A 12,579-nucleotide genomic window follows, 5' to 3' on the forward strand; every position below is an offset into this window, starting at 1 on the left:
TTCACCCTAACGAGCCGAGATCAGTAACACTCGCCCCACCGCCTCTGATCCCGCCGCGGCAGTGACCCGAACACATCGGCAACGAACCCCGATAACTCACCTCGGAGCCGTTCCACCTCCCCCAGCCTCATGCTAGGAAGATGCCCACCACCAGGTGAGATCACCCGACGTAACGAAGCACTATTAGGCCGTTCACCGGCGAACGACCGCACCGAGCCCGGGTGCACCGCACGGACCGAGCCCGCCCCGAAGCCGACAAAAGGTGCATACACCTCACCCGTTTGCCACACTGAGGAGAACGGACGGCCGACAGAAGGCGGTGCCGCGATGACTGCCGATCCGTTCACCATTCTGCGGGTCGAGGACATGCTCCTGCTGCATGTTTCGGTGATCAACCTTGAGCGCGACGGCTCCCGGCTGGTGCGCGAGAACGCGGACGAACCGGCGGTGCTGCTCTTCGGGCTTCCGCCGCAGCACGTCGGCGAGTCGGACGTGCGCGGTGCCTTCCCGCCGACGGTCCCGGCGGTCTCGGCCGGGACGAGCAGGCTGGCGTTGCTGCTCCCGGACGGCGAGGACGGCATCGACCTCGCCTCGGAGGCGCTGCTGGCCTGGGAACTCCTGCAGAACACCTCCGTACCGGTGTCCATACCTCCCGACGACGGTGAGATCTCCGTCTTCGGCGGACTGCCGCGCACCGCGATCGAGTTCCCCGCCCGCCTCCTGCTGGGGACCGAGGGGGACAGCGGATGGTCCTTCGTGCACGGCCCGGTGTCCAAGGACGGGCACGCACCGCTGTGGCGCGCGGCGTTGACGAGACAGGACGGAGCCGAGGGGCTGCTCAAGGCATTCGCCGCCTTCACGGACACTCCGCAGCGCATCAGCTCCCCCATCAGTGACGACAACCTGCGGGACCTCATCAAGGTCACCAGCGCCGGCGAGCTGATCTTCAACGGCGTGCCGGTCGAGGGATTCCAGCGTGAGCCGCTGCGCGCCGAACGCTTCATCCTCACCCCGCTCGGCGCGTGCGTCCGGATGAGCGGCGACTTCGCGCCGCTGCCGGGGATCTCTCTGCAGGGCTACCACCACGAGGCGGAACTGGGCCGGGACCAGTACGTACGGGTCGTTGAACGCGGCTTCCTGAGCTCGGGCCACGCGGCGGTCCGCACGAAGACCGCCAAGCGCAGGTTCGTGGCCCAAGGGGACGGCACGGTGGTCGCGTACCTGGTGAGGGAGGACCGCATCACCGTCACCCAGCCCGAGCAGACGTACGGGGAGGGAGTCGACTATCACCATGTGGGCCAGAGCATGCCGTTCGCGGCGCTGCGCATCACCGACACCATCACTCCACCGCTCGCCCCCGCCGACAACACCCACCAGGTGAAGCTGGAGGGGTCCGGTGAGCCGTTCCGCTTCACCGTCGTCGGCACCGACAGCGAGCAGCGCCACGTCACGTTCACCATGCCGCTGATGTTCTTCACGCTGAACGAAGTCTCCAGCGTGGACGTGGCCGGGATCTACGGCTCCGCTCCCGAGGACCTTCGCCGGGTCACGCTCCAGGGCCAGACCATGGCCCTGACGCCGCTGCCGGACGGCGTGGAGTCCGGTGCCACGAGCATGCCGGTCGGGTCGCTCACCTTCACGATGGCCCCCGTGTCCGGTCATCCGCTGGGCGCACTGCCGGAGATGCAGCTTGCCACGGCCCGGGTACACGCCGTGGAACAGCTCACCGGTTCGCCCGCCGAGCGGCAGGTCGCCCTGCGCCGGGATTACGTCGCCAACGGGTTCGCCGCCGCGGGTCCCAGCTCCGCCTTCCTCGACCTGGTCGACCCGCTGGCCGTGAGCTTCGCCGCGGAGAAGGCCGGCGGTCTCGCGCAGCCGTCCTCGGTGGTCCAGGCGATCACGGCGAAGGCGGGGCTGCTGCCACAGGACTTCGCCGGTGCCGCGACCGCTGTCAGCGTGGACCAGCTCCAGCACATCTTCGGCGACGCCAAACTGCTCGGCTCGGTCGACCTGTTCAAACTGCTCGAGCCGGTCGCGCCCGCCGGAATCAACGGTCTGGCCCAGCTGACCGGCCCGCACGCCGACGAGATCATCGCCGACCGGCTGGCGAGGGGTCTGCTGCCCGTGCCGATCCTGCGGGCCCGCGAACTGGCGAACGGCCGGGAACTGCGCTACTTGTGGACGCCCGCGCTCCATCAGGGCCGGACCCCGTTGGTGCCCGGGGCCGACTTCGCCGCGATCAACCTGAAGAACGCCTCCCTCACGCTGGAGGCCACCACCGTCTGCACGCCGGACGCCGCGCAGAAGTCGACCGTACGCGGCGTACTGACCGGCTTCGGCCTGGACTTCGCCGGCCTCCTGACCGTCGACTTCGGCCGGATCGAGTTCGTCACGAAGCCGGGCAGCCGGCCGGTCCTCAACGCCTCCGGTCTGCAGGTCGGCTTCAAGAGCGCGCTGGAATTCATCAATACGCTCAAGGAACTGCTGCCGAAGGATGGCTTCGGCAAGGGCGCCTACGTGGACGTCGACCAGAGCGGGATCAAGGCGGGATACACCCTCGCCGTTCCCGCCGTGCAGTTCGGCGCCTTCAGCCTGAGCAATGTGTCACTCGGCGCGGAGCTGCGGATCCCGTTCGACGACCGGCAGGTGGTCACCTTCCGCTTCTCGGTCGCCGAGCGGTTCCACCCGTTCAACCTGAGCGTCGGCATCTTCGGCGGCGGCGGGTTCTTCTCGCTGACGGTCAGCCCGGCCGGTATCCAACTCATCGAGGGGTCACTGGAGTTCGGCGGCAACACCTCGCTCGATCTCGGGGTCGCCAGCGGCGGCGTCCATCTGACGGCGGGGATCTACTTCGCGTACAGCGATCAGGCGGTGCAGCTCACCGGGTATCTGCGCTGCGGCGGCTATCTGTCCGTGCTGGGTCTGGTCAGCGTGTCCGTGGAGTTCTATCTGAAGCTCACGTACGTCAAGTCCGGCAACCGTACGGAAGTGTACGGCGAGGGCACCCTCACCGTCAGTGTGAAGGTGGCATTCTTCAGCAAGTCCGTCTCCCTCGGACTGCAACGCCGCTTCGGCGGCTCGGGCGACCCGAGCTTCGCCGACTGTGTGAAGCCGGGCCACTGGGACACCTACTGCCTGGCCTTCGCCCCCTGAGCCGGGCGCGCCACGGGATCCGCGCGGGACGAACGAGACGAAGGGGAATCCACTCGTGACGATCGAACAGCGCATCCAGTGGGTCGTCCTGCCGGCCGGCCTGTCGCCCGACGGGACCCAGGCCCTGGTATCGGTGTTCGTGGCGCCCCGGCTGAGCGTCGACGGCGACGGCCAGGGGGCGACCCTCGCCCCGTTCGAGGACTTCCTCGACTGGCCGGCGCTCCTGGCGAACGCCCGGTTCATGCTCGACACCGCGACCGTGGACGAGGGCACCGGGCGCAGCACGGCGGCCGGTGCGCCGTTCGGCCCACTCACCCTCGCCGGGAATCCCGCCGACTCGAACCTCTGGAAGCGGTTCTTCCACCCGGACACCCCGCTGGATTCCTTCGCCTTCGACGACTACGCGCCACGGGCGAAAGTGACCTATGCGGCGGCGGACCTGGCCAGAGCGGGCCGTCGGGCCTACGCCGACATCGCGTCGGCCTCGCCGACCGAGCTGCCGGACCCCGCGGCCATGAGCGGGTTCGCCGGATTCCCCTCGAGCGAGGACATGCCCGACACCCTGCAGAACGTCGCCGGGAAGCTCGCCGACGCCGACGCACGAGCCGCCGACGACCCCACCGGCAACGTACAGCCGGATCTCTCCTCGGCCCAGGAGCAGTTCCTCGCTTTCCATCCGCAGATACGGGACGGGTCCACCGGGGCGGGCAAGCTGCCGGAGCCGCCGCCGCGGCCCGATAAGCCCAAGCCCGACTTCCACCAGATGCTCACCGCCCTCGGCGACCATCCGGCGCTGCTGCGCCGCCTCGGCCTGGTCATCGACCTGGCCCTGCCGGTCGACCAGCTGCCGCGCACCCATGGGGGGCTGGGCCTGGTGCTCGTCCCCACCGTCCCGTCGGCGCTCCCGGACTCCGCCAATGTCCCGGACACGCCGGCCACGTTGTACGTCCTGGACCAGGACGGAAACTTCTGCGCCGCCGCCTCCGGATCCGATCCGCTGGGTCCGCCCGCCCGCGGGCTGCTCGCGCTGCCCGTCAGCGAGAGTGACGACGGCGTCGAACGGCCCGACACGTACCGCATCGAGCAGACCGACACGGACGGTACGAACCTGAAGCTGCTCGCCGCGTCCGCCGCCGCCGATGCGCCGCCCGAGGGCTCACCCGCCCCCGCCGCGCCGCCGACCGTACGGACCACCGGCCTCGCCCTCGTCCACACCGGCCACGCACAGGCCCTCCAGTCCGATCTCCTGCACGCCGCCGACCAGCACCGGCAGCGGGACGATGACGGCCTGACCACGTTCACCTCGGAGGACCTGGTGCGGGGCTACCGGGTCGACGTCAACGACCGGGGGAAGTGGCGGTCCTTGAACGAACGCATCGTCAGCTACAACCCGCCCGGCGCGCAGGCGGGCACTCCGCCCATCGTTCCCCCCGTCACGGACGAGGGTTTCGTGCAGACCGGCCTGATGCAGCCGGACGGGCCCGACGGCCGCGTCCATGTGCACGAGCACATGGTCACCTGGAACGGCTGGGCCCTGTCGGCTCCCCTGCCGGGCAATGTGATGGTCGACGGTTACGACCCGAACGGCGGCCCCGGTACACCGGACCCGACGGCGGGACCGCAGCCCGTCCGCAATGAGGCATTCACGAAGCTGCCACTGGAGATCGAGACCGCTCCGAAGCCGGGCAGCCTGCCTCGGCTGCGCTTCGGTGCTCAGTACAAACTCCGTGTCCGCACCGTCGACCTGGCGGGCAACGGCCCCACCGTGGACCAGGCGACGGACCGGATGGACCAGGACGATCTGGCGCTGCCCGTCGGCGGGACGACCTTCCGGCGGCACGAACCGGTCCCGGCCCCCCTGCTGCTGCCGCGCTCCCCCTTCCTGGAGGGAACCGGCGCGCACCGGATGGTGATCCGCAGCGACGACGGGCAGTCCACCGCCGCGTACGCCGCCGCCTTCAACGCATCCCCGCTGGTCGCCGGCGGGACGCATCCGCCGTACCTGCCCGTCGACGAACGGCATCTGGTGGCTCCGAAGGCGTCGCTGGAGTGCGTCGAACGCCACGGCAAGCTCGACGACGCGATCGCCTCCGGCAACTCGACGACCCGGCAGGCGGTGTACCAGCTCGCCGTACGGGAGTCGGGCAGTCTCGACGATCCCGGGCTGCCCGGCTTCCGGGCGGCGCCCGACACCCCGGGGCACCCCGGCGGCTACACGCTGCACACCGGGGAGTCGATCCAGGTGCCGTACCTGCCCGATCCACTGTCGCTGGGCGTGGTCCTCCACGGGCTGCCGGGCCTGCCCGAGAACCAGCGGGACGAGCCCTTCGAGGTGCCGTGGGCCGGTGCGCAGTGGCACACGCCCCGGTCGTTGCGGCTGCGGGTCGTCGAGGGGTCCGGGCCGCCGGTTCTCGACGCGGCCGCCCGCGTGCTGACGGTCTCGCTGCCCAAGGCGGCGGTGGCCGTCGTACGGGTCAGCTCCAAGGTCCGCGTCGACGAAGGGATCATGGGCATGCTGCGCTGGTGCCACGACGAGCTGGGCGACAGCAGCGACGGCTTCGCCGCCATCATGAACGCGGCCCGGAGCGGCCGTCACTGGATGCTCACGCCCTGGTACGAGCTCACTCTGGTCCATGCCGTGCAGCACCCCCTGATGGCGCCCGTCCTGGAGATCCCGGACCTCGCGGGGCGTGATCACGGCGAGACCGCCGAGCACCTGTCGGGAACGGTCGGCGTGGACCCCGCGAGCACCGACCGGATCGATCTGTTCGCGGAGTGGACCGAGGTGACCGACGACCCGGCGCAGGAGGAGCCCGGTACGCCGCAGGACCGTGCGGCGCCGGTCTTCGGGCTGACGCTGCCGAAGCCGCCGCTCGAGGGGAGCGACGTCCCCGACGACCCTGCCTCCCTCCCCTTCGTCCTGGCCGGCGGCACACTGTTCTTCAACACCCGGGCGGCCGAGCAGGCGCGCGCCGACGGCGACAGCAGCATTCCGCCGACCTTGCAGAAGCAGGAGTTCGGCGATACGAAGCACCGGACGGTGCGGTACCACGTGGTGGCGACCACGCCGTTCGCCGACAGCTTCCCGGCCGATTTCGGGGACCATCCCGAGCAGCAGTTGCTGTCCCGGCCGGGTGAGCAGCCGGTCGACGTCACGCACACGGTGTTCAGCAGCGCCAAGCCGGCGGCGCCCAAGGTGATCGACGTCGTGCCTACCCAGTCCTTCGACGCGTCCGGTTCCCTGCCCGGCACGCTCACCCGCCGTCGACTCGGCGGCCTGCGGGTCTATCTGGAGCGGCCGTGGTTCTCCTCCGGCGAGGGCGAGTTGCTCGGGGTGCTGGTCCGCGACGAGGGGAGCGACGCGCCGGAGTCCTCGTACCCCTTCATCAGCGTGATGGGCCGCGACCCCATCCACGTCTCGGCGCCCGTCAGCGCGCCGACGGCGTCCGCCTTCCCCGGCGCCGCGACGGTCGCGGCGGGCCTCCCCTTGCCGGAGCCCTCGGACTTCACCGCCGGCTTCACGGTCACGGCCGTCGGCTACGAGCCGCGGTTCGACCGGGATGCCGGCCGCTGGTTCTGCGACATCGATCTCGACACCGGGGGCGCCTGCTTCCCGTTCGTCCGGCTGGCGTTGACGCGCTTCCAGCCCGACTCCCTGCCGGGTGACCATCTGTCGCAGATCGTGCTCACGGACAACCTGAGGGTGCTCCCCGAGCGCGTCCTCACCGTGGCCGGCACGGATCCCCTGCTCGTCCAGCTGTCCGGTCCCAACTACACCGTGCCCGGCGGGGCCGACACGGGCGTGCGTCCCGCCAGGGCGACGGCGTTCCTCCAGGAGCGCGATCCGGAACTCGACGACGACGCCGTCGCCTGGTTCACCCTGGAGGACAGCGCGTCCCCACTCGACCGCGTCGACGACGTCTCCCTCTCCGCTTCCGACTACACGGGGCAGCTGCCCCTTCCGGGCGGTGGGCCGGACAGCGGGGCGGCCCGGAGGCTCCTGGTCGTCGAGGAGGCGGTCACGGTCGCCTACCATCCCGAGGACCCGGAGTCGGGGACGCAAGGCAGCGTCGTGTACATGGACACGGTGGATGTGGAATCACCGCACCACGACGGCCCGCACCCTGGCCCGCACGGGCCTCACGATGGGCCACATGACGGGCCGCACGGCCCGCACGACGGCCCGCATGACGGTCCCCACGGCGGGCCCCACGACGGACCGCACGGCGGCCCGCACGGAGGGCCTCACGGCGGGCCGCACGGTCCCCACCACTGAGGAGGCGGCCGTGGGGCTGTTCCCGGATCTCAAGGACGACCTGCTGGAGCGGGACGCCGGTCTGGACAAGGCGTTCCACGACGCGAAGGAGACCCCGTCCGGGCAGGCGCTCGGCAGCGAGCCGGTCGTCGTCGTGGCCCTCAACCAGCAGGAGCCGCACTTCTTCACCGGACAGCTCGAACTCGAGGTCCACTACTCGGCGAGCCTGCTGAAGGCCACCGCCGTGTGGGCGGCACACGAACTGCTGCGCGCCGCGAACGAACTGGTGGATTCCTTCGACGCGCGACCGCCTCCGGCCGACGTCATCACCATGCTGCGCGACACGTTCAATCCGCTCATCGACGCGCAGCGGGTGGCTCAGCTCCGAGGGGTGGACATGGGAAACACCCTGCTTCCGCGCTGGGACGACGTTTTCGACGTGCGAGCAGATTCCTTCGTGGAATTCACTCCCGCGTTCTCCGACAAGCTGTCGGACGCGATCGCCAACGGCAGCAACACTTCCGCCGGCACGGTGATCCACGGGCTGGGCTTCGGCTATCTCACCAAGGCCGCGGCCTCGGCGGGGTTCTTCGATGACAGCGCCACCGGCAGCCCGGAGACGGCCGACGGCATGTGGCTGTGCGGCGACTTCGCCAACGGATTCACGCCCCGGCGCATTCCGTGCGTCAACGACACCGGGCCCGTGGCGCAGGCGACGTCCGCCCGGCAGATGGCGCGTCTGTTCACCTTTCTGGGCGGCCGGAGTCTGGCCGGTGCGCAGAACACCCCGCTTGTCGACGGGGACAGCGACGAAGCCATGCTGGCCCTGCTGCGGCAGGCGGTGCTGAATCGTCATTCCATGCTCGACCAGGACACCACGGTGAACTTCGACATGGTGTTCTCGAAGGTCGGGCAGGGGCCGCTGAACACGGGAGCGGTCGTGTGCTCGGAAGCGGCGATCATCGACGAAAGGTCCACCGGCAGACGCTTCGTCGCGGTCTTCCAGAACCGCGTGGGCACCACGTCCGCTCAGCTCAAGCCGGTGTCCCAGCTCGTCGACACCACTCTCGTCAACTTCCTCTTCCCGTAGGGGCCATACGCACAACCTCATCGCCCTATCGCCCTCCTCTGCGTCGCCTGCGACGCGGGCGGCGTCACGGCCCCGCCGACGCCCCACCAGGCGTACGCACCGCCGCAGGGGTCCGCACCGGCCGCGCGGCCGGCCTCCCCCACCGGGTCCGTCTCATAGAACTTGTCGTGATCTGTCGAACCGGACGAAGTCACGTTCGCGGCCCCTCAGCCGAGGTCGAGACAGAACTCGTTACCCCCGGCGAATGTTCATTCCCTCGGCGTGCCGATCCGAATCCGGTTGCCGTCAGGGTCGCAGAGCTCGGTCTCACGCGCCCATGGAGCGTCCTTCGCCTGCACACCGAACTCGGAAGCGATGGCATCGACATCACGAACGCGGAAGTAGACCAACGTGTCCGGATGGGCGTCGCCCTCATGCTCCGACAGGAACAACCGCACTCCGCCCCGGGCGACCTCGACGAACGCGGGAAGTCCCGTTTCGAAGCGGTGCTCCCACTGCTTGGCACGCTGCTGGACGGCTGGCCGAAGGGCATGCGGCTGATCGTCCGAAAGGAACGACCGGTGCGCCGTGAGGCGCTGTTGATTCGAGCGGAGGTGGGAGACCTTCGTCGCTGATCCTGTCGCAGCAGGACGGTGGAGCTGAGGGCAGTCTGATCCGGGTGGTGCCGGTGAGGGCGGGAAGCGGCCCTGACAAAGCCGGGACGTGTCAGTACTGCCAGATGGTGCGGGTCCGGCGAGCGGGACGGAAAGGAGTACGAGAGGAACCGGCGTTTACGTCCCTTCATCTTGCACCGGCTCAAATCTGGCGGATATGGGCCGGGAGCGGTGCGCACCCACCGGATATCGGCGGGTAACTCCTGGGCCGGATAGGACGGCTGGCCGGGAGACCACGGCGAAATGCTGCGGGGTAGCCATGGTGATGCCGCAGGGGCAGAGTCGGGCTCCTCCTCCGTCGAGCGAATCACAGTGAACACGGGAACCATTCGGGTCTTGCCACCCGGCCGGGCTTCCAGCCCGGAGGGGTGGCTGAGCGCACCGACCGCTGAGCGGGCCGGGATGGGGCGGAGCCGTCGTAGTACTCCGAGCCGGGGAAAGCCCGGCGCATGGGGAAGGACGGCAGCGGTTTCGAGAAGGGAAGGAGGCTGCAATGTCGAAAGACGCGCCGGTGAACATCGGCGCCGTGCAGACCCGTTCAGGGTGGTGTCGCGACTGGCTGATCGAGCCGTCGAGGTGGTAGCCGGTGGAGAACGACAGCGTTTTCGCCGCGTACTTGTCGGACCGTGCACCTGTCCTTCTTCAACGCCGGCCCCGGCCCGGGCGAGCAGCGGGTGTGCGACGCCCTCGAACGCAGTCTGCTGCGGCTGGAGGAGCGGGTGCGGACGCGGGGCGACGATCCGGCCCGCTGAGGCCGGGCGCCGGGCGCCCCGGGCCCAGGTGTCGGACCGGGGTCCGGGGGCATCGGCGACCGGGCATCCGCCCGCAGGATCGTCGAGGAATTCCTCGCCGCTGCCTCCTCGGGCCGGACCGAACGGCTGGTGGCGCTGCTCACCGACGACGCGACCGCGATCTCCGACGGCGCCGGTCTGACCGAGAGGCTGCTGCAGTTCGACACTGCGCAGCGCATCGCCGCCGTCGCGCGGGCCGGCTTCAAACCCACACCCGCGAAACGGCGACTTGCCGGCGGCACGCCCGCCGTCCACTACGCGCTTGTCAACGGCGCCCCCGCCATCCTCTTCGTGGTCGGCGGCCAAGTCATCGGCGCCGTGACGTTCGACATCACAGATGGCAAGATCGCAACCGTGCGCGGCATCGCCGCCCCTACCCGTCTCATCCGCCTCACCGACGCCTGGCGGCAGCACGAACCGGACACGCCGCTCATCACCCAGTGGTGACCGTCGTGTTCGCCGTGCTCGCCGCGCTCCGGCCCACCAGGACCTCGAACACCTCGTGCCAGCGCGCCGGGTCTACGCTGTGACCCGCGGCCACCGTCTCTTCGTTTGTCCACACAACACACGATGATCAGCGGTGGCCGTACCCGTCTGTCAGCCGACCTGTACTGGCCGTCCCGAGTCAGAGGCGGAGGGGTTCATCGGTCGCCGGGCGTAGGTCCCTCGCCTCATGCGCGCTTTGAGCCTGCTGGCTATGGTCGGTACTCATGCAGACCACGGGGATTGTTCGCCGCCAGGCGGCGGAGCGTAGGCGCGACACTCTGGAACGGCTCGTCATCGAGCGGGATGTATGGGTGTCGACAGCACATCCTGATCACGGGCCGCACCAGGTGCCGCTGTGGTTCATGTGGGATGGGCAAGCAGTGTGGATGTGCACCAGTGCCACTTCCGCGACTGCGCGGAACGTCCGCGCGGAGCCGCGCGTGCGTCTGGCGCTGCCGGACACCTTCGACGTAGTGCTTCTCCAGGGTGAGGCGGAATGCTTCCTGGACCAGGACGTGCCCGGAGACGCGGCCGAGGCGTTCGCCGCCAAGTTCGGGTGGGACCCGCGTGCGGAGGAAGGTTCCTGTCTGTATGTGTGCGTGGTGCCGAAGAGTGTGCGCGCTTGGCGCGGCGAACCGGAACTGCGCGGCAGAGTCATCATGCGCGACGGGACGTGGCTGGAATAGCAGCCGTCGCTGACTGACGCCGCTCTCCCCACCAGCAAGATCACGATCTATGGCTGGGGTACTAGTGTGATGCGCCTGAAATCGCGGGCTTAAGTCTCTCGCTGATTCTCGGTGGCTGGCGGAGTGACTTTGGTGAGGTAGTCGGCGAGGGATTTGAGGATCTCGTCGGCGGTCTTGGTCCAGGTGAAGGGTCTGGGGTTCTCGTTCCACGAGTTGATCCAGGTTGATCCAGGCCCTGATGTCTGCCTCCAGTGCCTTCACCGAGGTGTGGACGCCGCGGCGGATGAGTTTGTCGGTGAGCAGGCCGAACCACCGCTCGACCTGGTTGATCCAGGAGGAGCCGGTCGGGATGAAGTGGACATGGAAGCGGGGGTGCTTGCCGAGCCAGGTCTTGATCTCGGGGGTGTTGTGGGTGGCTCACAGTTGTCACACACCAGGTGCACGTCGAGTCCGGTGGGAACCGCCTTGTCTATCGTGACCAGGAACTTCTTGAACTCGATGGCCCGGTGGCGGCGGTGCAGTTCACCGATGACAGTGCCGTCGGCGATGGTGAACGCGGCGAACAGGCTGGTGATGCCGTGCCGCAGATAGTCGTGGGTGCGCCGCTCGGGCATGCCCGGCATCATCGGCAGCACCGGCTGAGAGCGGTCCAGCGCCTGAATCCGGCTCTTCTCATCCACGCACAACACCACTGCCTTCTCGGGCGGGTCGTGGTACAGGCCGACGACATCGACGACCTTCGCGACGAACTGCGGGTCGGTGGAGAGCTTGAAGGCATCCTGAAGGTGCGGCTTGAGGTCGAACCGTTTCCAGATCCGGCCGATGGTGGACTTCGACAGCCCGGTGCGGTCGGCCATGGAGGCCCGTGACCAGTGCGTGTCCTGGCCCGGGGTGGATTCCAGCGTCGCGACGATGACGTCTTCGACCTGGTCGAGCAGGATAGACGGCGGCCGACCGGGCCGCGGCTCGTCGACCAGACCGTCCAGCCGCCGCTTGATGAACCGGGCCCGCCAGCGGTTCACCGACTGCTCGCTCACGCCGAGTTCGGCCGCCACCTGCTTGTTCGTTGCGCCCTCCGCGCACCGCAGCACGATCCTCGCGCGCAGGGCCAGGAACTGCGCGGTCTTCGCGCGCCTCGCCAGGCGCGTCAGCTGAGCCCGTTCGTCATCACTGATCACCAGTTCCGACTTGCGCCGGCCGGGCCGTGGCTCATCCGCAAGCCCCGCCAACCGCCGGTCAGCAAACCGCGAGCGCCACTTCCTCACCGTGTCCGCGGTTACCTTGAACTCCGCCGCCACACGTGTATTCGGCTTCCCGTCCGCGCACGCCAAGACGATGCGCGCCCGCTCGGCAAGACGGGCCGCCACCGCCCCGCCCGCCCAGCGCAGCAACTCGGCGCGCTCCTCATCGGACAGCACAACTTCGACGGCACGAGGACCCCGAGACATGAAAACAGGCTACAGAC

At 69.2% G+C, this 12,579-nt stretch carries 6 protein-coding genes and 3 pseudogenes; 7 read left to right on the top strand and 2 right to left on the bottom strand.

Translation table 11 applies throughout. The features are described 5' to 3' along the window. Positions 1-327 precede the first annotated feature (327 nt). From ACFZDC_RS37100 to ACFZDC_RS37110, 3 genes are read left to right on the top strand one after another with little or no spacing between them, the layout of a single operon-like run. Positions 328-3,153 (top strand): hypothetical protein, encoded by a 2,826-nt coding sequence (locus ACFZDC_RS37100; RefSeq protein ID WP_391330837.1) that lies wholly within the window; start codon positions 328-330, stop codon positions 3,151-3,153. Between the two features lie 55 nt (positions 3,154-3,208). Continuing rightward, the gene (locus ACFZDC_RS37105) at positions 3,209-7,429 is read left to right on the top strand and encodes a hypothetical protein (RefSeq protein WP_391330838.1); all 4,221 of its coding nucleotides are present in this window, start codon (positions 3,209-3,211) and stop codon (positions 7,427-7,429) included. Further along, the gene (locus ACFZDC_RS37110) at positions 7,341-8,498 is read left to right on the top strand and encodes a hypothetical protein (protein WP_391330840.1); all 1,158 of its coding nucleotides are present in this window, start codon (positions 7,341-7,343) and stop codon (positions 8,496-8,498) included. The genes ACFZDC_RS37105 and ACFZDC_RS37110 overlap by 89 nt, the downstream gene beginning before the upstream one ends. Positions 8,499-8,746: 248 nt before the next feature. On the opposite strand, the pseudogene ACFZDC_RS37115 reads toward ACFZDC_RS37110, so the two are convergent. Next, positions 8,747-8,998 (bottom strand): annotated as a pseudogene (locus ACFZDC_RS37115) (glyoxalase superfamily protein); the annotation flags it as partial. Between ACFZDC_RS37115 and ACFZDC_RS37120 the strand changes: the two are divergent. From ACFZDC_RS37120 to ACFZDC_RS37135, 4 genes and pseudogenes are all read left to right on the top strand, one after another. Continuing rightward, on the top strand, positions 8,897-9,112 hold the full coding sequence (locus ACFZDC_RS37120; protein WP_391330866.1) for a hypothetical protein: 216 nt from the start codon (positions 8,897-8,899) through the stop codon (positions 9,110-9,112). The pseudogene ACFZDC_RS37115 and the gene ACFZDC_RS37120 sit on opposite strands and share 102 nt — an antisense overlap. Positions 9,113-9,777: 665 nt before the next feature. Further along, positions 9,778-9,903 (top strand): hypothetical protein, encoded by a 126-nt coding sequence (locus tag ACFZDC_RS37125; RefSeq protein ID WP_391330161.1) that lies wholly within the window; start codon positions 9,778-9,780, stop codon positions 9,901-9,903. A 57-nt stretch (positions 9,904-9,960) separates the two neighbouring features. Further along, a pseudogene (locus tag ACFZDC_RS37130) lies at positions 9,961-10,389 on the top strand (RNA polymerase subunit sigma-70); the annotation flags it as partial. A 263-nt stretch (positions 10,390-10,652) separates the two neighbouring features. Further along, complete coding sequence (locus ACFZDC_RS37135; RefSeq protein ID WP_391330842.1) at positions 10,653-11,114, top strand: pyridoxamine 5'-phosphate oxidase family protein; 462 nt, start codon at positions 10,653-10,655, stop codon at positions 11,112-11,114. Between the two features lie 89 nt (positions 11,115-11,203). On the opposite strand, the pseudogene ACFZDC_RS37140 reads toward ACFZDC_RS37135, so the two are convergent. Then, a pseudogene (locus ACFZDC_RS37140) lies at positions 11,204-12,562 on the bottom strand (IS630 family transposase). Positions 12,563-12,579: the final 17 nt, after the last annotated feature.

The sequence above is a fragment of the Streptomyces sp. NPDC007905 genome (assembly GCF_042959345.1).
Classification (GTDB): domain Bacteria; phylum Actinomycetota; class Actinomycetes; order Streptomycetales; family Streptomycetaceae; genus Streptomyces.

Excerpts from the sequence above, each read along its gene's own strand:
- ACFZDC_RS37100 (WP_391330837.1), top strand. The coding sequence starts at position 328 with ATGACTGCCGATCCGTTCACCATTCTGCGGGTCGAGGACATGCTCCTG.
- ACFZDC_RS37110 (WP_391330840.1), top strand. The coding sequence starts at position 7,341 with ATGACGGTCCCCACGGCGGGCCCCACGACGGACCGCACGGCGGCCCGC.
- ACFZDC_RS37120 (WP_391330866.1), top strand. The coding sequence starts at position 8,897 with ATGGGCGTCGCCCTCATGCTCCGACAGGAACAACCGCACTCCGCCCCG.
- ACFZDC_RS37135 (WP_391330842.1), top strand. The coding sequence starts at position 10,653 with ATGCAGACCACGGGGATTGTTCGCCGCCAGGCGGCGGAGCGTAGGCGC.